This is a genomic window from Mesorhizobium sp. A556 (assembly GCF_054489545.1).
This window is the reverse complement of record NZ_JBTMXA010000003.1, coordinates 1-24415: the sequence shown is the minus strand read 5'-3', so window position 1 is coordinate 24415 and position 24415 is coordinate 1. Positions and strand designations below refer to the sequence as shown.

The window sequence follows — 24415 nt, the reverse complement described above, 5'->3', positions numbered from 1 at the left end:
GTCCTTTCGCTTGCAATCCTGATCATCACGACAAAGCCGGCTGGCCCCGCCTAGTCCGCCCGAGGCGGAAAAAACACCGAAAAGCGCCCTGAAAACGGTTCTGGACGCAAACTCGTTGGACAGATAAGAGGGGGCTCAATCGATGTCAACGCCGCGCGCCGCTGCGCTGCCGCGCCAAATTCCGCCACATTCAGGTTGATCAGAAAGCCTGTCCCGCGCTCTTATCAATTCCTTCGGAGTAATCTTGCCCATGTCCCTGTTGTTTCGTCGTTCGCCGTTTATCGGCCTGGGTTTCGTCCTTGGCCTGACGGCGCTGTCGTTCTCGCCCGCCCTGGCGCAGGAAACCGCACCTGCCGCGCCTGCGGCAGCACCGGCTGCCGCACCCGTCGATCCGGCGGCAGTTGTCGCCACCGTGAACGGCAAGCCGGTGACGGAAGCCGATTTGACGCTTGCAGAAGGCGAACTTGCGCAGCAATTTGCGCAGCTTCCGCCAGAACAGCGCCGCGCGGCAGCGCTTTCGGCAGCGATCGAGATCAAGGTGCTCGCGGCCAAGGCTGTCGCCGACGGCTTCGACAAGGATCCCGAATTCCAGCGCCGCATGGCGTTCCTGCAGGAGCGCGCCCTGCACGGTGAGATGGTCGCGAAGGACGTGGTCGGCAAGATTACCGACGACGAGGTTCGCGCCCGCTACGACAAGGAAATCGCGGCGCAGCCGGCGGTCAACGAGGTCCATGCCCGTCACATTCTCGTGAAGACCAAGGAAGAGGCCGAGGCGATCATCAAGCAACTGGACGGCGGCGCCGATTTCCAGAAGCTGGCCAACGAGCACACCAGCGACCCGAGCGGCAAGAGCAATGGCGGCGATCTCGGCTATTTCGGCCCTGGCCAGATGGTTCCGGAATTCGACAAGGCAGCACAGGCGCTGGCGGTTGGCTCCTATACCAAGGAACCGGTACAGACCCAGTTCGGCTGGCACATCATCAAGGTCGAGGACAAGCGCGCCAAGCAGCCGCCGGCTTACGACGCGGTCAAGGACAATGTCCGCTCGCTTGTCGTGCGCGACAAATATTTCGCGCTGGTCAAGGCGCTTCGCGCCGATGCCAAGGTGGAAATCCCTGACGCGGCGCTGAAGAAGGCCGTCGATGCGGCTGAAGGCGGCGAGTAAGCAAGCCGAATGCGGATGGGCGGGCCTTATCGGGATCCGCCTTTTCCGCTCCGTTCGCGCGGTCTGACGCTGCCCTGAAGCGCTCGTAGCTCAACTGGATAGAGCACCGGACTTCGAATCCGTAGGTTGCAGGTTCAAATCCTGCCGAGCGCACCATCTTTTTGATCTCACGCCCAGTTCGCTTCGCTCACGGGCTCCGATGGGGCGGCCTGGCCGGCCGACGGGCGGTCGCCCTTGCGAACCACTGCGGGTTCGATAGGCGTTCTGCCGAGACGCGTCTCTTGCAAGTTGCAAGCAAACGTCTTGCACAGCGGCGCGGCATCAGGCAAACCGGCCTCGTTTCGCGTTTTCCCGCTGAGGCTGCCATGTCCGAATCGATTTCGCCGCTTGCCCCTAAGAAATACCCCAAAATGCCGCGCATAGACGGCGTGCGCATCGCCACGGCGGAAGCCGGCATCAAATACAAGAACCGCACCGATCTGCTGGCCATGGTCTTCGATGCCGGCACGACGGTCGCGGGCGTTTTCACCAAATCGAAGTGTCCATCGGCGCCGGTCGATTTCTGCCGGCAGAATCTGGGTGCGGGCAAGGCCCGAATCCTGGTCGTCAATTCCGGCAACGCCAATGCGTTTACCGGCCAGAAGGGCCGTGAAGCGACCACGCTGACCAGTGAGACGGCCGCAAAGGCTGCGGATTGCGCGCCCGGCGACGTATTCCTGGCCTCGACCGGGGTTATCGGCGAGCCGCTTGACGCGACCAAATTCGGGCCGCTGCTGGCCGGCATGGTCAAGGACAGCAAGCCGGATTCCTGGCTCGATGCCGCCAAGGCCATCATGACCACCGACACCTATCCGAAGGTGGCGACCGCGACCGTCAAGCTCGGCGATGCCGATGTCACGCTGAACGGCATCGCCAAGGGCGCCGGCATGATCGCGCCGGACATGGCGACCATGTTGTCCTTCGTCGCGACTGATGCGCCGATTGCGGCATCTGTCTTGCAGGATTTGCTGTCGCGCGGCGTCGGCAAGACCTTCAATGCCGTTACCGTGGATTCGGATACCTCGACCAGCGACACGCTGCTTCTGTTCGCAACCGGCACGGCCGCCGGGCGCGGCGCGCCGTCGATCACCGATCCGAAGGACCCGCGCCTTGGCGCGTTTCGCCGAGCGCTTGGAAAGATACTGAAATCATTGGCGCTGCAGGTCGTGCGCGACGGCGAGGGCGCGCGCAAGCAGATCGAGGTGACGGTGACCGGCGCGAAATCGGCGCGCTCGGCCAAGCGCATCGCGCTTTCGATCGCCAATTCGCCGCTGGTCAAGACAGCCGTGGCCGGAGAAGACGCCAATTGGGGGCGTGTCGTCATGGCCGTCGGCAAGGCCGGCGAACCGGCCGATCGCGACCGCCTCTCGATCTGGTTCGGCGACAACCGGCTGGCGCATGAAGGCGAGCGCGATCCATCCTACTCCGAAGCGGCGACCACGGCCTATATGAAGCGCGACGAGGTTCGCATTCGCGCGGAGATCGGCATCGGCCGCGGCAAGGCGACGGTGTGGACCTGCGACTTGACCAAGGAATATGTCGCAATCAACGGCGACTATCGGAGCTGACGCGGATGGGCCCGGTGGCATCGCCCAGCATTCTGGCTACGGTTCGCCGCTATGAAGCGGCGGGCTTCCGGGCATGGCCGGCGGCCGCCGTTCATTACGACGGAACCTGGGTGATCCGGTTGACGGCCGGCCATTCGGCAAAGCGGCTGAATTCGGTCAACCCGCTCGACCCCGGCGACATAAGCCAGATTCCCGAACGAATCGGCCGCGCCAGCCGCCGTTTCGAGGCCTATGGCAGGCCGTTGACCTTTCGTGTCTCGCCGCTGTCGGGAACCGTGATCCCGGCTTATCTCGATGCGCAGGGCTGGAGCACATTCGACGAATCGCTGGTCATGCGGCTGCCCCTGGCCGATGCGCCGGTCGAGCAGGCGATGGATCAGCTGCCGTTGCGCGACATCAGCCGTTTTGTCGGTGCTGCCTTGAAGGTGCATGGGGCGGATGCTTCGCTGCGGCCGGGCCTGTCCGAAATCATCGGGTCGATCCAGCCCGAGGCCGGCCTGTTTGCGCTGGAACGGGGTGACGAACCCCTGGCGACGCTGATCTGCGTGCATGAGGGCGATCTTGCCGGGTTGTTCGAGATCGCCACGGACGAGGCCGCGCGCCACCAGGGGCATGCCCGCCAATTGATTCTGTCGGCGCTGAAATGGGCGCGCTTGCGCGGCGCGCGCGAGGCGTGGTTGCAGGTGGGCGCCGATAACCACCCGGCCCTTGCGCTGTACCGGACGCTCGGCTTCAGCGAAGTCTACCGTTACCACTACCGTCGGCCGCCGCCGGCATGAGCGAAATGAATTCAAGCGGCAAGCGCCTGCTCCTGGTTGTCGCCTGTGCGCTGGTCGACGCCGACGGCCGCGTCCTGATCGCGCAACGGCCACAGGGCAAGCAACTTGCCGGCCTGTGGGAATTTCCGGGAGGCAAGGTAGAGCAGGGGGAGACGCCGGAGCAATGCCTCGTGCGGGAACTGCGCGAGGAAATTGGTGTCGAAACAAAAATTGCATGCCTTGCGCCGCTGACTTTCGCCAGCCACAGCTATGACGATTTTCACCTGCTGATGCCGCTCTACATATGCCGCCGCTTCGAGGGCATCGCGATGCCGAAAGAAGGCCAGACCCTGAAATGGGTAAGGCCGCGCCAGATGCGCGACTATCCGATGCCGCCGGCCGACGAGCCGCTTATTCCGTTCCTGATCGACCTTTTATGAGGGAACTTGCCGGTCTATTTCGCGGCTGCGCCATCATCATTAATGGAAGCTTAATCTTGCCGTGAAAAATTGACCTAGTGCGGTCGCCGTGCGGCGAGGGATTTTCTTGGGATTGGTGCGATGGGCCTCGACAACAGTTCGATCAGGGAATCGATTGACGACTGGGACTCGCTACGCTCGGAACGAGGCTCGCGGGCCGTCGAAGCCGGAATGGGCCTGTTGCGGATCACGCTGTTGTTCGGTTCGGTCGCCATTGCGCTGGCCCTGATCGCGGTGCCGCTTCTCGACAACAGCAACGACAACAGGCAGGTCGCACGCGACGGCTTTGCCGGGATCGACACGATGAGCACCGGCTCGATCGAGCGCGGCGGAACCTACACCATCCGCCGCAGCGTGCTCCAGTCCTCGTCCGAATCCGTTTGCGTGATTCGCGCCAATGGCCGCCGCAGCGGCGACTGCTAGAGCATCGACGGTCCAGGACTGGTTATTCCGCAGGCCTTCACCGCTTGTTAAGCCTGTGCCGTTAACCTTTCTTAATGGGTCGATGCTAGCGTTGGAGCAAGAGGATCGACGACCATGACACGACTGTTTTGCCGGTTCATCAACGATCAAACTGGCGCCACGGCTATCGAATACAGCCTCATTGCGACACTGATATCGCTCGCCATTTTCGCCGGGGTGGGTGGCTTGGCCGATTCGCTGCAATGGTTGTGGAGCGACAATAGCAGCCGCCTGGTGCAGGGGTTCGCTGCAAACTAACCTGCGGGTTCTTCCGTCAGTTTTGCCCGGTTTCTCTCAGTGCGCTTGCAAGTGACACCTTTGCCGAACCTGGCTTCAACGGCTTTTGCTGCGAGGCATCGGGTGCCCATCCAGACATCCAGACGATGGAAAAACTCGCTTTGATCCGGCCGTCCGGGTCGGCGAAACGCTCCGCGTAAATCTCCGCCGCGCGCGAAAAAAGTTTTCGCGTACCGGGCCGGCGCGGACGGTCGACCAGCGGACTGGTTTCGCCCATCGCCCTGAGGTCGGCCATCAAGGCAAATAGCGTATCGTAGCGCACGGTCAGCGTTTCCACGTCGGCTACGGGCAGGGCGAGCCCGGCGCGTTGCAAGAGGCCGCCCGCATCGCGCACATCGGGGAAAGGGATTACGCGGGGGCTGACGCCGCCATAGAGTTCGCTTTCTGCGGCGAGGAAACTTTCGCGCAATTCGCCCAGCGTTCCGGCCCCGGCAAACGCACCCAGAAACAGGCCGTCCGGCCGCAGCGCCCGGCGTATCTGCGCCAGCATGCCCTGAATGTCGTTCATCGACTGCAAGGACAGGAGCGACACGGCAAGATCGAGGCTTTCCGGCTCGAAAGGCACGGTTTCCGGCGACGCTATAATACCCGGCTGCCCAGCCAGAAAGGCCGGATCGGCCTCGACGCGCACGACGTCGGCGACCTTTCCGCTTGCGGCCAGAACGTCCCTTGCCGTTGCCGTCTGGCAAAAAAGGGTGGCGGCGCTGGTGAAGCGGCGCTCCACCGCATTGATCCGGTCGGCCAGATCGTCGCCGATGCGCCGCATCAGGAAATCCGAGCCGGCAACGGGGTTGGCCAGGGCCCGGCGCTTGCGCGCCAGGAACAGCGATGTATCGAAAATAGGCTGCACGGACAGGTTCCCGTCGTTACGGCATCTGCTAAGGTCTGGATCGAGAATGCCAACAGGCGTGACGTGGCCGATCCCATGGCAGATATCAAGGGTCTTTCCAGAGCGGCGCTGAACTGGCCGGCGCGGCTTCTGTTCCCGCCGGTTTGCGCCGGTTGCCGCCGTCACGTCTCGCAGCCCGGCGTATTGTGCGCGCTGTGCTGGCCGAAATTACGCCTGCTGGAGCCACCCTGGTGCCCGGTGATGGGCACGCCGTTCGTTCATGACATGGGCGAGGGCTTCTTGTCGGCGGAAGCGATCGCCGATCCGCCGCCGTTCGAACGGGCGCGGGCTGCGGTTGCCTATACGGGTGTCGCGCGGCAGATGGTGAGCGGCCTGAAATACCAGGACCGAACGGATCTTGCGCCCTGGATGGCGCGGTGGATGATGCGGGCGGGCGCTGCCTTGGTGGCTGACGCGGATGTGGTCGTGCCGGTGCCCTTGCACTGGCGGCGCTTCCTGAAGCGGCAATTCAACCAGTCCGCGGAACTAGGCCGCGCCGTTTCGCGCCTTGGCGGCGTGCCGTTTGCACCGTCGGCGGTAAAACGCGTGAAGCCGACGCAGCAGCAGGTAGGGCTGGAACGACGCCAGCGCGAGGAAAACGTGCGGGCGGCCTTCCGCGTCCCGGTGGAGCGCGAAATAGAGGTTGCCGGCCGCCGCGTGCTGTTGATCGACGACGTCTATACGACAGGCGCTACCGTGCGGGCCATGGCCAAGGCGCTCAAGAAGGGGGGCGCAGGCGCCGTCGACGTGCTGACCTTTGCCCGCGTGCTGCCGGGGGACTTCCGAGCCGACGAAGCAGGCCCTATATAGGGTGTATCGCAACGGAAGACCGACATGGCTGATGTCACCATTTATACCCGCATGATGTGCGGCTATTGCGCGGCGGCCAAGCGCCTGCTCGAGCGCAAGGGCGTCGCCTATACCGAGCACGACGCCTCGTTTTCTCCGGAACTGCGCCAGGAGATGATCAGCCGCGCCCATGGCGGCTCGACTTTCCCCCAGATATTCATCGGCGATCTGCATGTCGGCGGGTGCGACGATCTCCATGACCTTGAAACGACGGGGCGGCTGGATACCATGCTTGCCGCTACCGCAATGAAACAGGAAACCTGACGATGGGCGTGTTCAAGGCCGCGGCAATCCAGATGCGTTCTGGCACCGATCCGCAACGCAACGCCGCCGAGATGGAGCGGATGGTGCGCAATGCCGCCGGGCAGGGCGCGACCTATGTCCAGACGCCCGAAATGACCGGGGCGATGGTTCGCGACAAGGATGCGCGGCAGGCGATCTATACGACCGAGGACAGGGATATCGTGGTGGCCAGGGCGCGTCGCCTAGCGAAGGAACTTGGCATCTTCGTGCATATCGGTTCGACGGGCATCCTGCGTGCCGACGGCAAGATCGCCAACCGCGCGCTGCTGATATCGCCGCAGGGCCGGATCGTTGCGACCTACGACAAGATCCATATGTTCGACGTCGATCTGGACAATGGCGAAAGCTGGCGCGAATCGGCCGCCTACGAGCCGGGCGAGCGGGCCGTGATCGCCGACATCGGCGGAGCCAGGCTCGGCTTTGCCGTGTGTTACGATTTGCGCTTTCCGCAATTGTTTCGCGCCGAGGCGCTTGCCGGGGCCGAAATATTGTCGGTGCCGGCCGCTTTTACCCGGCAAACGGGCGAGGCGCACTGGCACGTCCTGTTGCGTGCCCGCGCCATCGAGAACGGGGCTTTCGTCATTGCCGCCGCGCAAGGCGGTGTGCACGAGGACGGCCGCGAAACCTATGGCCATTCGCTGATCGTCGATCCATGGGGCAGGGTGCTGGCCGAGGCTGCCGATGCGGAGCCTGGCGTCATTGTCGCCGAGATCGATCCGGCGCAATCGATGGCTGCGCGCCGCAAAATTCCGAACCTGAAGAATGCGCGAGAATTCACCGTCGATGCCGGCGTTGGCGAAGCAGCACTCAGGGGAGCGGCGTCTTGATCCGTTTTTCGCTTGAGTGCGACAATGCCCACACATTCGAGGGGTGGTTCCGCAGCAACGAGGATTTCGACACGCAGGCCAAGCGCGGCTTTGTCGAATGCCCCTCTTGCGGCAGCCACGCGGTCGAGAAGGCGCTGATGGCGCCTGCCGTCTCGACCGGACGCAGCCGGGAAAAGGTTGCGCTCGCCATGGGCGACGCGCAGAAGGCGGCGATGGCGCAACTCAAGGCCATGGCGGAAAAGATTCGCGGGAACGCCGACTATGTCGGCGACAAATTTGCCGAGGAAGCCCGCAAAATCCATTTCGGCGAAATCGATCCGCGCGGAATCTATGGCGAAGCGACGCTGGAAGAAGCAAAAAGCCTCGCTGAAGACGGCGTCGACTTCATGCCGGTTCCGGTCTTTCCAGACGACCGCAACTGACTTCCAAGCCGCAGCGAATGAACGGCAAAGCCGCCTGAAAATGGTCAGGCGGAGCCTTTTTCGGCCAGCACCATGTAGTTGACATCCATGTCCGTCGAGCGCTGCCAGCGGTCGGCCAGCGGATGGTAGACGACGCCGGTGCGGTCGACGATGGCCATCGCGGCGGTCGTCAACGCCTTTTCCAATTCCTCGGGACGCACCAATTTGCCGAACTGGTGGGTGCCGCGCGGCAGCCAGCGCAGCACGTATTCGGCGCCGATGATGGCCAGACCCAGCGCCTTCAGCGTGCGGTTGATGGTGGCGACGAACATGATGCCGCCAGGCTTGACCATATCGGCGCACTTGCCGAGGAACAGGTCGATGTCGGCTACGTGTTCGACCACTTCCATGTTGAGGATGACATCGAACTTCTCGCCGGAGTCGGCAAGGTCTTCCGCCGTGGTGGCGCGATAGTCGATCTCGACGCCCGATTCGGAGGCGTGCAGTTTCGCCACCTCGATATTGGTGGCGGAAGCGTCGGCGCCGACCACTTCGGCTCCCAGTCTTGCCATCGGCTCGCACAGCAAGCCGCCGCCGCAGCCGATGTCGAGAAAACGCAGGCCCTTGAAGGGTCGCGCCTCACGCGGGTCGCGGCCGAAACGCTCCGCCACTTGGTCGCGGATATAGGCAAGACGCACCGGATTGAACTTGTGCAGCGGGCGGAATTTGCCGTTCGGGTTCCACCATTCGGCGGCGAGTGCGGAAAAGCGCTCCACCTCCGCGGCGTCGATCGTCGATCGCTTCTCTACCGATCGTTCTGGCTTTGGCATTGCGTGGTCTCCTCGATCGGCCCTAGGAAGTCGGGTGTGCCGGCTGGAATGTCAAGGCAACAATTTCCCGGTCGCTGACAGGATTTCTGTTGCTTGCGCAGCCACGGTCTTTTGGTTAAGGAGGCCGCAATAATGTGGCGCCTCGACTTCCGGGGGCCGCATCTCGTTGATTTGCGGCCCCTTCGGTCCGGTATTCAGGCAAAGGCGTTTCGTTTCCATGGCGCGCATCGTGATGAAATTCGGCGGAACGTCGGTCGCCGACATCGCCCGCATCCGCAATGTGGCGCGCCACGTCAAACGCGAAGTGGATGCCGGCCACGAGGTTGCCGTGGTCGTTTCGGCGATGGCCGGCAAGACCAATGAACTGGTCGCCTGGACGCGCGAAGCCTCGCCCATGCACGATGCGCGCGAATACGACGCCGTCGTCGCTTCCGGCGAGCAGGTGACGGCCGGCCTTTTGGCGCTCACGCTTCAGAACATGGGCGTGCACGCCCGCTCGTGGCAGGGCTGGCAGATCCCGATCAAGACCGACAACAGCCATGGCGCGGCGCGCATCCTCGACATAGACGGGTCGTTCCTGGTCAAGCGCTTCGGCGAAGGCCAGGTCGCGGTGATCGCCGGCTTCCAGGGCATCGGTCCGGACAACCGCATTGCCACGCTCGGACGCGGCGGCTCCGACACCAGCGCGGTCGCCATCTCGGCGGCGGTCAAGGCCGACCGGTGCGATATCTACACCGATGTCGACGGCGTTTATACGACGGACCCGCGCGTGGAGCCGAAGGCGCGGCGGCTGGCGCAGATTTCCTTCGAGGAAATGCTTGAAATGGCTTCGCTGGGGGCCAAGGTTCTACAGGTCCGCTCGGTTGAACTTGCCATGGTTCATAAAGTGCGCACCTTCGTGCGGTCGTCCTTCGTGGACCCGGACGCGCCTGGAATGGGGGATTTCGACAATCCGCCCGGAACGCTTATTTGCGACGAGGATGAAATCGTGGAACAGCAGGTCGTCACTGGAATTGCCTATGCCAAGGACGAGGCGCAGATTTCGCTGCGCCGTGTCGGCGACCGCCCAGGCGTTGCCGCCGGCATCTTTGGGCCGCTGGCGCAGGCCGGCATCAATGTCGACATGATCGTCCAGAACATTTCGGAGGACGGCAAGCTCACCGACATGACCTTTACCGTGCCATCGGGCGATGTCGACAGGGCGCTGGCGGCACTGGACAAGATCAAGGCCGATATCGGCTTCGACATGGTGCAGCACGACGACGGCATGTCGAAAGTTTCGGTGATCGGCATCGGCATGCGCAGCCATGCCGGCGTCGCGGCGACCGCCTTCAAGGCCCTGGCCGACAAGGGCATCAACATCCGCGCCATCACCACGTCGGAGATCAAGATTTCGATCCTGATCGACGGTCCCTATACGGAACTTGCGGTTCGCACTTTGCATTCCGTTTACGGTCTGGATAAGCAGTAGCAGGACTTTTAAAGTCAGTCTTTGCGTGAGAGCTGGCGCGGGTGGAGCCGCGGCGGTACAGAAATGCCGATTGGAGAACAAGCCGCGATGCGTGATACGGCCAGCGGCCCGCGCGTTTTGCTGAAACGGCTCCGCGAGCTCATGCAGGAGCCGATGGAGCCGCAGGAGCGGCTCGACCGGATTGTGCGCGACATCGCCTCCAACATGGTCGCCGAGGTCTGCTCGCTTTACGTGCTGCGCTCCGATTCGGTGCTTGAGCTTTACGCTACGGAAGGCTTGAATCCCAAAGCCGTCCACCTGGCGCAGTTGCGGCTGGGGCAAGGGCTTGTCGGCTCGATCGCGGCGAGTGCGCGCCCGCTCAACCTGTCCAACGCGCAGGAGCACCCGGCCTTCGCCTATCTGCCGGAAACGGGCGAGGAAGTTTACAATTCCTTCCTCGGCGTGCCGGTGCTCAGGGCAGGGCGCACGCTGGGCGTGCTGGTGGTCCAGAACAAGACCATGCGCACCTATCGCGACGACGAGGTCGAGGCGTTGGAAACCACGGCGATGGTCATCGCCGAGATGATCGCCACCGGCGACCTGGCACGGCTCAACCGGCAGGGACTGGAACTCGACCTGAAGCGTCCGGTCAGTTTTACCGGCCTCTCCTTCAACGAGGGCATCGGTCTTGGGCAGGTCGTGCTGCACGAGCCGCGCATCGTCGTCACCAATCTGTTCAACGAGGACAGCGAGGAAGAGGTGCGGCGGCTGGAAACGTCGCTCGGCTCGCTCAGGCTGTCCATCGACGACATGCTGGAACGCCGCGACGTTGCCTTCGAGGGCGAGCACCGCGAGGTGCTGGAAGCCTATCGCATGTTCGCCAACGACCGCGGCTGGGTGCGCCGGCTGGAAGAGGCGATCCACAACGGCCTGACGGCGGAGGCTGCCGTCGAGAAAGTGCAGTCGGACATGCGCGCGCGCATGATCCACATGACCGATCCGTATCTGCGTGAGCGGATGAGCGATTTCGACGATCTCGCCAACCGGCTGTTGCGCCAGTTGATGGGGCGTGGGCCTGAAGCCGTGGCGGCCTGGTTGCCGAAGGACGCCATCATCGTCGCCCGCTCGATGGGGGCGGCGGAACTGCTCGATTATCCGCGCGAGAACTTGCGCGGACTGGTGCTGGAGGACGGCACGGCCACCAGCCATGTCGTCATTGTGGCGCGCGCCATGGGCATTCCGGTCGCCGGCCACATGAAGGGCGCCGTCTCGATGTCGGAGAATGGCGACGACATCATCGTCGACGGCGAGGAAGGCATCATCCATCTGCGTCCGCAGGCGGATCTGGAGGCCGCCTATGCCGAGAAGGTACGCTTCCGCGCACGCCGGCAGGAAGTTTACCGGGAACTTCGCAAGCAGCCATCGATCACCAAGGACGGCGTCCAGGTCGATCTTCTGATGAATGCCGGGCTGGCCGTCGACCTGCCGCAACTGGCGGAGGCGGGTGCGGCCGGCATCGGGCTTTTCCGCACCGAATTGCAGTTCATGGTGGCTTCGACCTTCCCGCGTGCGGAAGCACAGGAGAAGCTCTATCGCGACGTGCTCGACGCGGCGCGCGGCAAGCCGGTCACTTTCCGCACCATCGACATTGGCGGCGACAAGGTGCTGCCTTACTTTAAAGGATCGGTGCAGGAGGAAAACCCGGCGCTCGGCTGGCGCGCGATCCGGCTGACGCTCGACCGGCCGGGCCTGTTGCGTACCCAGATCCGCGCTTTGCTCAAGGCGTGCGGGGGCCGCGAACTCAAGCTGATGCTGCCGATGGTGACCGAACTCGGCGAGATCGCGCAAGCGCGCGAGATCATCGACCGCGAGGTGCGGCATCTGTCGCGCTTTGCCCATCATCTGCCGACCAGCCTGAAGCTTGGCGCCATGCTGGAAGTGCCGGCGTTGCTGTTCCAGCTCGACGAACTGATGAAGGCCGTCGATTTCGTTTCCGTCGGCTCGAACGATCTGTTCCAGTTCGTCATGGCGGTCGACCGCGGCAACACGCAGGTGTCCGACCGCTTCGACCCGTTGTCGGTGCCGTTCATGCGCGTGCTGAAGCAGATCGCCGATGCCGGTCATCGCAATCTTACACCGGTCACCTTGTGCGGCGAACTTGCCGGCAAGCCGATATCGGCCATGGCACTGATCGGGCTTGGCTACCGTTCCATTTCCATGTCGCCCGCCGCGATCGGCCCGGTCAAGGCGATGTTGACCGAACTGCCGCTGGAAGAATTGCAGCGCTTTTTCACCGATAACCTTTCCGCGCCGGCGAACGGCCTGCCGATGCGGGCGCTGTTGCAGGCCTTTGCCGACGATCGCTCGATTCCCCTATGATCACTCTTCCGCGCGACCGCATGGACCAAGTCGTCAAGCGCTTCGACATGCTCGAAGCGCAGATGGCGGCCGGCCCGGCTCCCGATGCCTATGTAAGAATGGCTTCGGAATATGCCGAAATCCAGGACATGGTGGGCAAGATCAGGGAGTTGCGCGCTGCCGAGGCCGAGCAGGCGGACCTTGAGGCGATGCTCGCCGACAAGAGCACCGACGCCGAGATGCGTGCGCTGGCCGAAGCCGATCTGCCGGATGTCGAGGAGCGCATCGAGGGCTTGCAGAACGATATACAGATACTGCTGCTGCCCAAGGACGCCGCCGACGAAAAGAACGCCATCCTCGAAATCCGCGCCGGCACCGGCGGCGACGAAGCGGCATTGTTTGCCGGCGATCTCTACCGCATGTACGAGCGCTACGCCTCCGAGCGCGGCTGGCGTTTCGAGACGGTAACGGCCAGCGATGGCGATGCCGGCGGTTTTAAGGAAATCATCGCGACCGTCTCCGGCAGGGGCGTGTTTGCCCATCTGAAATTCGAATCCGGCGTGCACCGCGTACAGCGCGTTCCGGCCACGGAGGCACAAGGGCGCATCCACACGTCGGCGGCTACCGTGGCGGTGCTGCCCGAGGCGCAAGAGGTCGATATCGAGATCAAGCCGGACGAGATCCGCATCGACACGATGCGGGCTTCCGGTTCGGGCGGCCAGCACGTCAACACCACCGATTCGGCCGTGCGCATCACGCACCTGCCGACGGGCATCATGGTGGTGCAGGCGGAAAAATCGCAGCACCAGAACCGGGCGCGCGCCATGCAGATTTTACGCGCGCGGCTCTACGACCTCGAACGCAGCCGCGCCGACGAGGAACGTTCGTCGTCGCGAAAGTCGCAGGTGGGATCTGGCGACCGCTCGGAGCGCATCCGTACTTATAATTTTCCGCAAGGGCGCGTTACCGACCACCGCATCAACCTGACGCTGTACAAGCTCGAGCGCGTAATGATGGGCGAACTGGACGAGATTATCGACGCGCTGATCGCCGATCATCAGTCAAAGCTGCTCGCTGATATCGTTGAAAACTGAGGCTGTCGGGCTATGAATTCGCCCGCCCAGGCCCCGCTATCGCTGGCTGCACTCCATCGCGAAGCACGGCGAAGATTGAGCGATGCGGGCGTTGAAACCCCGGTGCTCGATGCGCGTCTGTTGGTGGAACACTTTTCCGGCACGACGCGAACCCAGGCGATCACGGAACCCGGTCGGTTGGTCGACGTGGCTGTTGTCGAAGCGATAAACCAGGCTTTGCAGCGCCGGATTTCGGGCGAGCCGGTGCATCGCATCCTGGGTTATCGCGAGTTTTATGGCCTGCGACTCGACCTGTCGGCGGAAACGCTCGAACCCCGCCCAGACACGGAAACGCTGGTGGAGGCTGTGCTGCCGCTGGTGCGGGTCGTCGTCGCGCGTGAAGGCAAATGCCGAATTCTCGATCTCGGCACGGGAACCGGGGCGATTGCGCTGGCGCTTCTCGCTGCCGCTCCCCAGGCGACTGCAACCGGCGTCGATATTTCCAGCGACGCGCTTGCGACCGCAATGCGCAATGCCGCGAAACTGGGGCTTGCCGACCGCTTCATGACGCTCCAGTCGGACTGGTTTTCGAAAATTTCAGGGTGTTACGATGTAATCGTGTCCAACCCGCCCTATATAAGCTCCGTCGACGTACAAAACTTGCAGGTCGAGGTGCGCAGTTTCGATCCGCACCGGGCTTTGGACGGTGGTGAAGACGGGCTTGATGCCTATCGTATCATTGCAGGTCAGGTCCAGAAATATCTGGAAGCGGGCGGATCTGTTGCCGTGGAAATCGGTAGTACGCAAAAACACGACGTAGCCAATGTCTTCGGGATGGCGGGTTTTACTGTTGCTGAAGCGTTTTGCGATCTCGCCGGGAATGACCGGGCGCTGATCTTCGTATCTGCAGGCAAATATGCAGGAATTACCCGTAAAATAGACTGAAACGGCAGCGAAAAAACGCTTGGCAACGCCAGGGAATACCGCTAGGGTTTTTTTACCGGACGAGACGAAGCAGGCAGTGCTCCAACGATTCGGGTTCCTTGGAAACATCTGCCCCTTGTGCGAACGACGCCAAGCTTCGAGCGGGAACCGTCTGGCAAGTGATACGCAACCGAGCAGGATGGCAAGTAGCGCCAACGCAATCGATGCGGGCGAATACCGGTGAAACACCGAAACGGCAGGACGCATGAGCGCCGCCGTCTGCAAGAAGTTTTTCAAATTTCCACAATGAAGAGAGTCTGATGAGGCCACAACAGCAGAACAGGCGCATGCGCGGTCGCAACAACAATGGCGGCGGTGGCGGCAACAGCAACAATAATAATAATAACAACCGCAAGGGACCTAACCCGCTGACCCGTAATTATGAGAGCAACGGCCCGGATGTGAAGATCCGAGGATCGGCTCAGCAGATCGCCGAAAAATACGCGACGCTGGCGCGCGACGCCCAAAGCTCCGGCGACCGCGTCATGGCTGAAAACTATCTTCAGCACGCCGAACATTACAACCGCATCATTGCCGCCGCGCAGGCGCAGATGCCCGTCCAGAACGTCCAGAATAACCGCGACGATTTTGACGACGACGGCGACGAAGATCGCGACGATTTCGACAACAACGGCCACAATGCGCAGGCTGACTCGTCGACCGAGCGCGCCAACAACGGATCGGGCCCGCAGCCTGTCATCGAGGGCACGCCAGCCGAAATCGCGCTCAATACCGAATCTGCCGGCGAGGGCGGATCAGAGGAGCGAAATAGTCGCCAGCGCGAACGCCGGCCCAGTCGCGGCTATGGCCAGAATGGCCAGCGCGGCGATCACCAGTCGCGTGGCGAACAGAACGGATCGCGAGACGAGGCGGACCGGCAAAACGGTGCGCCGGCTTCGTCCGATGCGTCGCCGGCGATTGCGGCGGACGATGTTTCTGAGGCCGTTGCCGCGCCTGTCGCTTCCTCCGAACACCTGTCACCTGCCGAATTGGCCGCTCGCGCCGAGCTTAACGAAGCCGCAGCCGAGACGCCGAGGCGGCCGCGCCGCCCGCGCCGGCCACGCGTGAGCGCTGACAGTGCGGCGGCCGAAGGTGCGGAAGCGCCGGCGGAAGCCGCCGCAGTCGAACCGGCCGTCAGCGAAAGCTGATCGGCTAGGGTCAATCCAAAGTAAGCGGCGGGCATCACCCGCCGTTTTGCTTTTCGGCCGTCCGGTTTTTTGCCGGCGGCAAGGTCGCGAGCCTTGAGCGACAGAAGATCGCGCCCCATATCTATCCCGAACTGGACTCGGCCACATTGGCGGGTTCCTCACCGCAGTCCGATCCGGTGCCGCGAAGCGGGCCGGTGACGGAAGGGAGACGATTATGGATCTTGAAAAATACTCCGAGCGCGTGCGCGGCTTTATCCATTCCGCACAAACAATGGCGCTGTCGCGCAACCACCAGCAATTCACCCCCGAACATATCCTGAAAGTGCTCGTCGACGACGACGAGGGCCTGGCCGCGTCGCTGATCGAACGCGCCGGCGGCAATGCGCGCGACGTCAAGCTTGGCGTCGAGACGGCACTCGAAGCCATGCCCAAGGTGGAAGGCGGCAACGGCCAGCTTTATCTGGCGCAGCCCCTGGCCAAGGTGTTTTCGACCGCCGAGGAACTGGCCAAGAAGGCCGGCGATAGTTTCGTCACCGTCGAGCGGCTGCTGCAGGCGCTTGCCATGGAGAAGTCGGCGAAAACCGCCGATATTCTGGCCAAGGCCGGCGTCACCGCACAGGCGCTGAACCAGGTAATCAGCGATTTGCGCAAGGGCCGCACCGCCGATTCGGCAACGGCCGAGCAGGGCTACGACGCGCTGAAGAAATATGCGCGCGATCTCACCGCTGATGCGCGGGCGGGAAAGCTCGATCCGATGATCGGGCGCGACGAGGAAATTCGCCGCACGATCCAGGTTCTGTCGCGCCGCACCAAGAACAATCCGGTGCTGATCGGGGAGCCGGGCGTCGGCAAGACGGCGATCGCCGAAGGGCTGGCGCTGCGCATCGTCAATGGCGACGTGCCGGAATCGCTGAAGGACAAGCAGTTGATGGCGCTCGACATGGGCGCGCTGATTGCGGGCGCCAAATATCGCGGCGAATTCGAGGAGCGGCTGAAGGCCGTGCTTTCGGAAGTCACGTCGGCTGCCGGCGGCATCATCCTGTTCATCGACGAGATGCACACGCTGGTCGGTGCCGGCAAGGCGGACGGCGCGATGGATGCGTCCAACCTGTTGAAGCCGGCGCTGGCGCGCGGTGAGTTGCATTGCGTTGGGGCGACCACGCTGAACGAATACCGCAAATATATCGAAAAGGACGCCGCCCTTGCACGCCGCTTCCAGCCGGTGTTCGTCGATGAGCCGTCGGTAGAAGACACCATCTCGATCCTGCGCGGCCTGAAGGAAAAATACGAGCAGCACCACAAGGTGCGCATATCCGATTCGGCGCTGGTTTCGGCGGCGACCCTGTCCAACCGCTACATTTCCGACCGTTTCCTGCCCGACAAGGCGATCGATCTGATGGACGAGGCGGCTTCGCGGCTGCGCATGCAGGTCGACTCCAAGCCGGAGGCGCTGGACGAGATCGACCGCCGTATCATGCAGCTCAAGATCGAGCGCGAGGCGCTGAAGGTGGAAACCGACGACGCTTCGAAGGACCGGCTGGTCCGGCTCGAAAAGGAACTGTCCGGGCTTGAAGAGGAATCGGCCACGATCACCACGAAATGGCAGGCCGAAAAGCAGAAACTCGGGCATGCCGCCGATCTCAAGAAGAATCTGGACGATGCCCGCAACGAACTTGCGATTGCTCAGCGCAAGGGCGAGTTCCAGCGCGCCGGCGAGCTTGCCTATGGCACGATCCCGGAACTCGAAAAGAAGCTGAAGCTAGCCGAGTCCCATGACGGAAAAGGACCTGGGATGGTCGAGGAGGTGGTCACGCCCGACCACGTCGCACACATCGTCTCGCGCTGGACCGGCATTCCGGTCGACAAGATGCTGGAAGGCGAGCGCGACAAGCTCTTGCGCATGGAAGACGAGATCGGCAAGCGCGTCGTCGGCCAGGGCGAAGCGGTGCAGGCGGTGTCGAAAGCCGTTCGCCGTGCGCGCGCCGGTCTTCAGGACCCGAACCGGCCGCTCGGCTCGTTCATGTTCCTCGGGCCGACTGGCGTCGGCAAGACCGAACTGACCAAGGCGCTGGCCAACTTCCTGTTCGACGACGAAAGCGCGATGGTTCGCATCGACATGTCGGAGTTCATGGAAAAGCATTCGGTCTCGCGCCTGATCGGCGCGCCTCCCGGCTATGTCGGCTATGAGGAAGGCGGTGCGCTGACCGAAGCGGTGCGGCGCCGGCCCTATCAGGTCATCCTGTTCGACGAGATCGAAAAGGCGCATCCCGATGTCTTCAACGTCCTGCTGCAGGTGCTTGACGATGGGCGGCTGACCGATGGGCAGGGCCGTACGGTCGATTTCCGCAACACGCTGATCGTCATGACCTCCAACCTTGGTTCCGAATATCTGGTCAATCTCACCGAGGACCAGGATGTCGATCTGGTGCGCGACGACGTCATGAACGTCGTGCGCGCCTCGTTCAGGCCGGAATTCCTCAACCGGATCGACGAGATCATCCTGTTCCACCGGCTGCGCCGGCAGGATATGGGCCGCATCGTGGAAATCCAGCTCAAGCGGCTGGAAAGCCTGCTTGTCGACCGCAAGATCACGCTCGACCTCGACAAGGATGCGGTGGAGTGGCTGGCGGCCAAGGGTTACGACCCTGCCTATGGGGCAAGGCCGCTGAAGCGGGCGATGCAGAAGGAACTGCAAGACCCGCTGGCGGAGAAAATCCTGATGGGCGACATCCTCGACGGTTCTACCGTCAAGGTGACGGCCGGGTCCGACCGGCTGAACTTCAGGTCGAAGCCCACGCTCGTCGCGGAGGCCGACGCCGCCTGATTTCGCGGGCCACTGTTCTCGCGGGCCTGCTCGGGTAAGATCGAGGCGCTGATTCGCCGGCTAAAGCCTGCGGTCGGCGCCTTGTCGCATACGGCGCAGCGGTAGCTGCCATTTTCATGCCCGGTTCATGTTGGAACCCTATTTTGGATTGTCAGTTGAGCATAGCGCCGCGCGACGGCGAACAGGACCCGGAATAGCTGCCATGCTTCGCATGTTACTCACCCTTTCGATATTTGCCTTGGTTTCGTCGCCGGTGCTTGCCGCTGCGGTGCCATCTCCGGATGGGCAGGAGCAAACGGTGCCGACTGCCGAGCCTGGCATTATCGTTGCCCAGAATGGCGACTACGAAGTCTATTTCGACGGCAAGGGCAATCGGGTGATCGTCGATTCCTTCACCGGCAAGGTGGTCGCGATACAGCCACCGCAAACCCGTCTCGACCGCCGATCCCTTCGCCTGGACGAACGCCGCCGCCAGTTGCGCCAGCAACGGGATGACCGGTATTATCTGGACGATCCCGAAGACCTGGCGCGGCTGCGTCGAAGGCAGATGGAAGAGGAAGGCGGCCTCTACCCGCCCGTGCAGGAAAGCGATCCGTATAGCGAGGCCATTCCGCTGGACGACGGAAGTTATGGCGAGGCCTACCCGGAAGAGCCACAGGCGCCACGCGACGTGCAGCGTGGGAAGATTACCAGCGAGCCGCTTGATCAGGCCTCTATCGATCCGGCCGAGCCGGAGGTTGTGGTCGTGCCTGCGCATCCGGGGGATGCGCCGGCTGTCAAGCTCAATTCGCATCTGGCGCTCGGCGCACGCGAGGACGTGGCGGCGCTGCAAGTCCTGATGGATCGCGTCGGCGCTTCGCCGGGCGTCATCGACGGCAGGTTCGGCTCCAATGTCGACAAGGCCCTTGCCGCCTATCGGGAAATAACCGGCACGCAATTGAGGACGACCGACACGGTCGGCATAACCGAGGCGCTGGCGCGCACGGGCGGCGATGCGTTTGCCTCCTATACCATCACGGCTGAAGACGCTGCCGGTCCTTACGTCGCTTCGGTGCCATCAGACTACAGCGACAAGGCAAAGCTCGACCGGCTCAGTTTTACGACGGTTACGGAGGCACTGGCCGAGCGGTTCCACATGGACGAGAACTATCTCAAGGCGCTCAATCCAGAAGCCAATTTCAACCGGCCGGGCACGATCATCAAGGTCGCCAATTTCGGCAGGCTCGTCAGCACTCCGGTAGCGCGTATCCTTGCCGACAAGGCCATGAAGCAGGTGCGAGCCTACGATGCGGAGGGAAAACTGGTCGCCGCTTATCCGGCGACGATCGGCTCCACAGATACGCCTTCGCCCTCGGGCACGCATGCCGTATCCCGGGTAGCCCTGGACCCGAACTATACCTACAACCCGAAGATCAATTTCAAGCAAGGCGAGAACGACAAGGTGCTGACCATTCCGCCAGGTCCGAACGGACCGGTCGGATCGGTCTGGATTGCGCTCGACAAGCCGACTTACGGCATCCACGGCACGCCCGATCCGACCAAAATCGGCAAGACCGAGAGCCATGGCTGCGTTCGCCTGACCAATTGGGACGCGCGCGAACTGGCCAAACTGGTGAAGCCGGGCGTGACGGTGGAGTTCATGGATTAAGCCCGATCGCCAGTTTCGCCGATGATCCAGCATCGGGAAGCCCACTTGCGGCGGCGTACTCTCGCGCGCATCCTGTTTGTGTGAAGCGCGGATTCTAGACGATGCTGCCAAGCCATGCCAAAGAGGAAGCAGCCGTCGTGCCTGTCGCGCCGAATGGCGGTGCCTTTTGTCCGCAGAACCGCCGTCACTTCGTCCTGATTGCGGCGATCCTTGCCTCCGCGCTGGGTTTTATCGACGGTTCGGTTCTGGCCATCGCCATTCCCGCGATTCGCGCCGATCTCGGCGCCAGTTTCGCCGACGCGCAATGGATATCCAACGGCTATGCGCTGACGCTCTCGGCGCTGATTCTGGCCGGCGGGGCGGCCGGCGACCGTTTCGGCCTGCGCCACACCTTCGTTGCCGGCATTGCGGTCTTCATCCTGGCGTCGCTTGCCTGCGCGCTGGCGCCGAGCGCGGCGCTTCTCATCGTGTTTCGAGCGGTCCAGGGTTTGGGCGCGGCGATCATGGTGCCCTGCAGTCTCGCCATCATCGCAAAAGCCTATCCCAAGAAAGAGCGCGGACGCGCCATCGGTATCTGGGCATCGGCATCGGCCTTGACGACGGCGCTCGGACCTGTGCTCGGCGGCCTGTTGCTGGCTTCCTTCGATGACAGCATCTGGCGCGCGATCTTTGCCATCAACCTGCCGCTGGGCGCGATTTCCATCTACCTCCTGCTGGCCAAGGTTCCCAATGATAAGGCGGTCGCCAAACGCTCGCTCGATCTTGGCGGCGCCGCCCTTGCGACGCTGGCTTTCGGCAGCCTTGCCTATGGGCTCACGGCGATCAGCGAGGCAGGGCATAATCGCGCTCCAGGGCTGAGCATCGCAGCGGGCATGGCGCTACTCATTTGTTTCTTTTTGTGGGAGCGGCGCCAGCGTGAGCCGATGATCGAACTGGCGCTGTTCAGGAACCGTGCGTTTGCCGGCGCCAATATCGTGACCTTCTTTCTCTATTTCGCGCTGTCGGCGAACCTTTTTTACCTGCCGATGCTGCTCATTGCCGGCTGGGGATTGAGTGCCGGCGAGGTCGGGTTCATCTTTGTCCCGCTCTCAGCCTGCATCGCCCTTTTGTCGGGTCCGGCCGGTCGCTTTTCCGATAGAACCGGACCGCGCCTGCCGCTTACGGCCGGCAATCTCCTGGTTGCTTTGGCGTTTGCCGGCCTGGCGTTCTTGACCTATTCCGGCGCGCATCGATTCTGGACCGGCGCTTTCCCGCTGACCGCGTTGATGGGGCTTGGCATGGCGCTTGTCGTGTCGCCGCTATCGACGGCTGTCATGACGGCCGTCGACGACAAGGACACCGGCGCAGCGTCCGGCATAAACAACGCCGTTTCGCGCATTGCCGGCCTTTTTGCCGTTGCCGCGATGGGTTCACTGGCGGCGTGGGCGTATGCAAATGCGTTCGGCATGCCGGGAGCAATCGTCGGGTTCGGCGAATCGGCGCCCACCGGCCTTTCGCCCGCGCTCGATGCGAAACGCATTGCTGCCGGGGACGCGGCGTTCGCAGCGGTGGCATCCGTTACCGCGCTATTATGCCTGCTCTCGGCAATTATCGCCTGGACAACGATTCCCGGTGAAGGTTCACTGCCGGAAGCAAACTAGCTCCCGCTGTCGACCTTGGCGCTGGCGACTTTCAATTGATCGGCATCTTCCTGCTTCAAAAGGTCGTCGATGCGTTCGCGCTCCCGCTTGAAGGCGACCAGATCTTCGCCCTTCAGCGTTTTGCCGACGGGTAGGCGCACGCGCATCGGGTCAACCTTGGTGCCGTTGACGATCAGTTCGTAGTGCAAATGGGGGCCGGTGGCCAAGCCTGTCTGGCCGAGATAGCCGATGATCTGGCCCTGGCGCACGCGCACGCCAGCCGCCATTCCTTTGGCAAAGGCGCTCTGGTGATTATAGGATGTCTCGTAGCCATTGGCGTGGCGAATCATGATCTGCTTGCCGTAGCCGCCAGCCCAGCCGGCTTTCTCGATGACGCCATTGCCCGCAGCGATGATCGGCGTGCCGACGGGGGCCGCCCAATCGACGCCGGTATGCATGCGCACATAGCCCAGGATCGGGTGGCGCCGGGCCCCGAAGCCGGAGCGGAATCTCCCGGCCGGCAGCGGATTGCGCAGCAGGAACTGTTCGGCGCTGCGCCCATCCTGATCGAAATAGTCGGCTTCGCCATCCTGCATCTGGAACCGGTAGAGGGTGCGTGTCTGGCCGCCGAAGGTCGCGGACACGTAGAGCAATTCCGACTCGTCCGATGCCTGATCGTCGCTATCGGGCTGGGAGAACAGCACTTCCATGCGGTCCGACGCGGTAAGGCGTGACTGGAAATCGACATTCGACGCCAGCAGCCTGACCAATTGCTTGGTCATCGTCTTGGTCATTCCGTAGGAATAGGCCGCGCGATAGATGCCGTCATAAATGTTCGGCAGGCTGCCGCGCACGGCTACCGGCTTCGAATCGTCGAATGCCGTCAGCAATTCGGGATTGGGCTCGGGCTCCCTGGCCGGGACGTACTGGCCGTCGTCGTCCAGCGCGATGGTGACGATATGCTGGGTCTTGTCATAGACACTCGCACGCACGACCTTGGCCACGTCGCCGTCGACTTCCAGGCATACGCGCAGGACGGTTCCCGCCTTGAGCGCCGACGCATTCAGCAGTTTGCCGATCGCCTCGGCCATGCCGGTCGCATCATCGCCGGTATAGCCGGAGTCCGCGAAGGCGTCGGCAATGCCGTAGTCCTTGGTGAAGGGAATGATCTCCTCGGCGAAAAACGGCGCATGGTCGTCGGCATCGGCGCGCGGGGAGACGGACACGTTTTCAGGCACGATCTTGACGCCATACGACCCGGCCATGCTTTGCGCCAGCTGGTCGCCGAAGCGCTGGGGGTCGACATAATGAAGTGCCGCGACATGGATGGCGCCGTCGCCAAGGTCGGCGCCGGCTTCCCGCACCACCTTTTCCACCTCGTTGGCGGAAAGGTCGTTCTTTTCGTCAAAGGCGGCGGTGTCGATCGGGAAGTCGATGGTCTTCAGCGACATCTCGCTTTCGACCTTGGCGCCGTAAATCTGGCCGGCACTGGCGGTACTGGTGGCCGGCTGGGCCGGCGCGTCGTCGCCAAAAACCTGCATCGGATCGAAAGGGGGATAGGCGCGGGTCGTCGTGTGGCCAGCGGCCAACGCCATTTTTATCTGCACGAAGGGAATGGTGTGGATAACGTCGCGGTCGCCAACCTTGGTGACCATCGACACTTCCATGCGCCGCCGATCCTTGGCCTTGGCGATCTGGCGCAGCGGTACCAGCCGCGTCGTCTTTGCGCCTTCGCCGGAATCGGCCCCGTCGGCCAGGCCGATCAGCTGGGCGATCTCGGGCGGTGTGGCAAGTTGCTGGCGTCCGTCGAGCGCCGCGAACAGGGCGACGCCCATCAATACGCTGGAGGTTAGGCCGGTCAGGAACGTGCCGGACAGCCAGCGCGCCGAAACCTCGCGACGGTCGGGAGGACCGCTGCGGCCGTCCGCGATGAGCGGCGGCTGGTTGCCGAGTTCGGCTATGACCTCTTGCGTGTCTGGCATCCAGGACGGCTGCTTCTTCCCCGGCGGGTTACTGCTTTCGACGTATCCGTGACATTTGCCTGTCGCGCCGGGCTAAGTCAACGAAACCCGACCGCGTCTCGATCCCCGTTTACGTCATTCCTATAAGGGCGGTCGCACAGCCTATGCTCGGCATTCCGTCTTCTTTCCTGATGAAGCGGGCAAAAGCGTGGCCGGAATCAGGATACCACCAGCGCCAGTACGGTTGCCGTCATTATGGCTGCGACAGGGTTTTGGCGCGGGTATCGTGCCTGCGAATGCGAATGCCCCGCATAAGCCGGCTACGAAAAAGCCGGCTGACGGCTTTCTGCTGATAAAACACGAAAAAGATCGAAATGCGTGTTGACAGTTCGTGTAGGTGGCGACTATATACGCCTCATCAACGAGGGCGGTTCGCCGCCGGCGCCGAAGAGGTTCGCTTCTAGGAAGCCAAGAGTTGAACGA

21 protein-coding genes and 1 tRNA gene are annotated in these 24415 nt (G+C 62.9%); 19 read left to right on the top strand and 3 right to left on the bottom strand.

The window, feature by feature from the left end; translation table 11 throughout:
• The first annotated feature begins 250 nt into the window (after window positions 1–250).
• From ACX3P0_RS08510 to ACX3P0_RS08480, 7 genes are all read left to right on the top strand, one after another.
• Window positions 251–1165 carry a peptidylprolyl isomerase gene (locus ACX3P0_RS08510; RefSeq protein ID WP_459087896.1) on the top strand — a complete coding sequence of 305 codons (915 nt, stop codon included), beginning with the start codon at window positions 251–253 and terminating at the stop codon, window positions 1163–1165.
• A 79-nt stretch (window positions 1166–1244) separates the two neighbouring features.
• A tRNA-Arg gene (locus tag ACX3P0_RS08505) sits at window positions 1245–1321 on the top strand.
• 209 nt (window positions 1322–1530) lie between these two features.
• A complete protein-coding gene (gene argJ, locus ACX3P0_RS08500) occupies window positions 1531–2772 on the top strand; it encodes a bifunctional glutamate N-acetyltransferase/amino-acid acetyltransferase ArgJ (protein ID WP_459087895.1) in 1242 nt (413 codons plus the stop codon).
• A gap of 29 nt (window positions 2773–2801) precedes the next feature.
• Window positions 2802–3551 carry a GNAT family N-acetyltransferase gene (locus tag ACX3P0_RS08495; RefSeq protein ID WP_459082125.1) on the top strand — a complete coding sequence of 250 codons (750 nt, stop codon included), beginning with the start codon at window positions 2802–2804 and terminating at the stop codon, window positions 3549–3551.
• Window positions 3548–3970 (top strand): 8-oxo-dGTP diphosphatase MutT, encoded by a 423-nt coding sequence (gene mutT / locus ACX3P0_RS08490; RefSeq protein WP_459082108.1) that lies wholly within the window; start codon window positions 3548–3550, stop codon window positions 3968–3970. The genes ACX3P0_RS08495 and mutT overlap by 4 nt, the downstream gene beginning before the upstream one ends.
• A gap of 120 nt (window positions 3971–4090) precedes the next feature.
• Window positions 4091–4432, top strand: a complete 342-nt coding sequence (locus ACX3P0_RS08485; protein WP_459087894.1) for a hypothetical protein — start codon at window positions 4091–4093, stop codon at window positions 4430–4432.
• Window positions 4433–4546: 114 nt separating this feature from the next.
• Entirely contained in the window at window positions 4547–4729 is a 183-nt protein-coding gene (locus tag ACX3P0_RS08480) for a Flp family type IVb pilin (RefSeq protein WP_459087893.1), read from the top strand.
• Between the two features lie 16 nt (window positions 4730–4745).
• Here the strand turns inward: ACX3P0_RS08480 and ACX3P0_RS08475 are convergent, their stop codons facing one another.
• Window positions 4746–5618 carry a methyltransferase domain-containing protein gene (locus tag ACX3P0_RS08475; RefSeq protein WP_459087892.1) on the bottom strand — a complete coding sequence of 291 codons (873 nt, stop codon included), beginning with the start codon at window positions 5616–5618 and terminating at the stop codon, window positions 4746–4748.
• Between the two features lie 63 nt (window positions 5619–5681).
• Here ACX3P0_RS08475 and ACX3P0_RS08470 point away from each other — a divergent pair, with 63 nt between their 5' ends.
• Genes ACX3P0_RS08470 through ACX3P0_RS08455 form a run of 4 tightly spaced genes read left to right on the top strand, consistent with a single transcriptional unit; the run spans window position 5682 to window position 8058 of the window.
• Window positions 5682–6467, top strand: coding sequence for a ComF family protein (locus ACX3P0_RS08470; protein WP_459087891.1), 786 nt, complete (start codon window positions 5682–5684; stop codon window positions 6465–6467).
• A gap of 24 nt (window positions 6468–6491) precedes the next feature.
• Window positions 6492–6770, top strand: coding sequence for a glutaredoxin 3 (gene grxC, locus ACX3P0_RS08465; protein WP_459087890.1), 279 nt, complete (start codon window positions 6492–6494; stop codon window positions 6768–6770).
• 2 nt (window positions 6771–6772) lie between these two features.
• Window positions 6773–7636, top strand: coding sequence for a carbon-nitrogen hydrolase family protein (locus ACX3P0_RS08460; protein WP_459087889.1), 864 nt, complete (start codon window positions 6773–6775; stop codon window positions 7634–7636).
• Window positions 7633–8058: a DUF1178 family protein gene (locus ACX3P0_RS08455; protein WP_459082114.1), complete on the top strand. Its 426-nt coding sequence runs from the start codon at window positions 7633–7635 to the stop codon at window positions 8056–8058. The genes ACX3P0_RS08460 and ACX3P0_RS08455 overlap by 4 nt, the downstream gene beginning before the upstream one ends.
• 44 nt (window positions 8059–8102) lie before the next feature.
• Here the strand turns inward: ACX3P0_RS08455 and ubiG are convergent, their stop codons facing one another.
• Window positions 8103–8867, bottom strand: coding sequence for a bifunctional 2-polyprenyl-6-hydroxyphenol methylase/3-demethylubiquinol 3-O-methyltransferase UbiG (gene ubiG, locus ACX3P0_RS08450; protein WP_459087888.1), 765 nt, complete (start codon window positions 8865–8867; stop codon window positions 8103–8105).
• Between the two features lie 217 nt (window positions 8868–9084).
• Between ubiG and ACX3P0_RS08445 the strand changes: the two genes are divergently transcribed.
• The 8 genes from ACX3P0_RS08445 to ACX3P0_RS08410 all read left to right on the top strand — a co-directional run bounded on the left by ACX3P0_RS08445 (window position 9085) and on the right by ACX3P0_RS08410 (window position 21992).
• Window positions 9085–10338, top strand: a complete 1254-nt coding sequence (locus ACX3P0_RS08445) for an aspartate kinase (protein WP_459087887.1) — start codon at window positions 9085–9087, stop codon at window positions 10336–10338.
• Window positions 10339–10425: 87 nt separating this feature from the next.
• On the top strand, window positions 10426–12696 hold the full coding sequence (gene ptsP, locus ACX3P0_RS08440) for a phosphoenolpyruvate--protein phosphotransferase (RefSeq protein WP_459082117.1): 2271 nt from the start codon (window positions 10426–10428) through the stop codon (window positions 12694–12696).
• Complete coding sequence (gene prfA / locus ACX3P0_RS08435) at window positions 12693–13769, top strand: peptide chain release factor 1 (protein ID WP_459087886.1); 1077 nt, start codon at window positions 12693–12695, stop codon at window positions 13767–13769. The genes ptsP and prfA overlap by 4 nt, the downstream gene beginning before the upstream one ends.
• A gap of 12 nt (window positions 13770–13781) precedes the next feature.
• Entirely contained in the window at window positions 13782–14693 is a 912-nt protein-coding gene (gene prmC / locus ACX3P0_RS08430) for a peptide chain release factor N(5)-glutamine methyltransferase (RefSeq protein WP_459087885.1), read from the top strand.
• 299 nt (window positions 14694–14992) lie between these two features.
• On the top strand, window positions 14993–15880 hold the full coding sequence (locus ACX3P0_RS08425; RefSeq protein ID WP_459087884.1) for a DUF4167 domain-containing protein: 888 nt from the start codon (window positions 14993–14995) through the stop codon (window positions 15878–15880).
• Window positions 15881–16094: 214 nt separating this feature from the next.
• Complete coding sequence (gene clpB, locus ACX3P0_RS08420; RefSeq protein ID WP_459087883.1) at window positions 16095–18704, top strand: ATP-dependent chaperone ClpB; 2610 nt, start codon at window positions 16095–16097, stop codon at window positions 18702–18704.
• 202 nt (window positions 18705–18906) lie between these two features.
• The gene (locus tag ACX3P0_RS08415; RefSeq protein WP_459087882.1) at window positions 18907–20352 is read left to right on the top strand and encodes a L,D-transpeptidase family protein; all 1446 of its coding nucleotides are present in this window, start codon (window positions 18907–18909) and stop codon (window positions 20350–20352) included.
• A 101-nt stretch (window positions 20353–20453) separates the two neighbouring features.
• Window positions 20454–21992 carry an MFS transporter gene (locus ACX3P0_RS08410; protein WP_459087881.1) on the top strand — a complete coding sequence of 513 codons (1539 nt, stop codon included), beginning with the start codon at window positions 20454–20456 and terminating at the stop codon, window positions 21990–21992.
• Here the strand turns inward: ACX3P0_RS08410 and ACX3P0_RS08405 are convergent.
• Window positions 21989–23953 (bottom strand): peptidoglycan DD-metalloendopeptidase family protein, encoded by a 1965-nt coding sequence (locus ACX3P0_RS08405; protein WP_459087880.1) that lies wholly within the window; start codon window positions 23951–23953, stop codon window positions 21989–21991. The two genes, ACX3P0_RS08410 and ACX3P0_RS08405, sit on opposite strands and share 4 nt — an antisense overlap.
• Between the last annotated feature and the right edge of the window lie 462 nt (window positions 23954–24415).

Coding starts and splice junctions, on each gene's coding strand:
- ACX3P0_RS08510 (WP_459087896.1), top strand. CDS start 251: ATGTCCCTGTTGTTTCGTCGTTCGCCGTTTATCGGCCTGGGTTTCGTC.
- argJ (WP_459087895.1), top strand. CDS start 1,531: ATGTCCGAATCGATTTCGCCGCTTGCCCCTAAGAAATACCCCAAAATG.
- mutT (WP_459082108.1), top strand. CDS start 3,548: ATGAGCGAAATGAATTCAAGCGGCAAGCGCCTGCTCCTGGTTGTCGCC.
- ACX3P0_RS08485 (WP_459087894.1), top strand. CDS start 4,091: ATGGGCCTCGACAACAGTTCGATCAGGGAATCGATTGACGACTGGGAC.
- ACX3P0_RS08480 (WP_459087893.1), top strand. CDS start 4,547: ATGACACGACTGTTTTGCCGGTTCATCAACGATCAAACTGGCGCCACG.
- grxC (WP_459087890.1), top strand. CDS start 6,492: ATGGCTGATGTCACCATTTATACCCGCATGATGTGCGGCTATTGCGCG.
- ACX3P0_RS08460 (WP_459087889.1), top strand. CDS start 6,773: ATGGGCGTGTTCAAGGCCGCGGCAATCCAGATGCGTTCTGGCACCGAT.
- ubiG (WP_459087888.1), bottom strand. CDS start 8,867: ATGCCAAAGCCAGAACGATCGGTAGAGAAGCGATCGACGATCGACGCC.
- ACX3P0_RS08445 (WP_459087887.1), top strand. CDS start 9,085: ATGGCGCGCATCGTGATGAAATTCGGCGGAACGTCGGTCGCCGACATC.
- ptsP (WP_459082117.1), top strand. CDS start 10,426: ATGCGTGATACGGCCAGCGGCCCGCGCGTTTTGCTGAAACGGCTCCGC.
- prfA (WP_459087886.1), top strand. CDS start 12,693: ATGATCACTCTTCCGCGCGACCGCATGGACCAAGTCGTCAAGCGCTTC.
- prmC (WP_459087885.1), top strand. CDS start 13,782: ATGAATTCGCCCGCCCAGGCCCCGCTATCGCTGGCTGCACTCCATCGC.
- ACX3P0_RS08425 (WP_459087884.1), top strand. CDS start 14,993: ATGAGGCCACAACAGCAGAACAGGCGCATGCGCGGTCGCAACAACAAT.
- clpB (WP_459087883.1), top strand. CDS start 16,095: ATGGATCTTGAAAAATACTCCGAGCGCGTGCGCGGCTTTATCCATTCC.
- ACX3P0_RS08415 (WP_459087882.1), top strand. CDS start 18,907: ATGCTTCGCATGTTACTCACCCTTTCGATATTTGCCTTGGTTTCGTCG.
- ACX3P0_RS08410 (WP_459087881.1), top strand. CDS start 20,454: ATGCTGCCAAGCCATGCCAAAGAGGAAGCAGCCGTCGTGCCTGTCGCG.
- ACX3P0_RS08405 (WP_459087880.1), bottom strand. CDS start 23,953: ATGCCAGACACGCAAGAGGTCATAGCCGAACTCGGCAACCAGCCGCCG.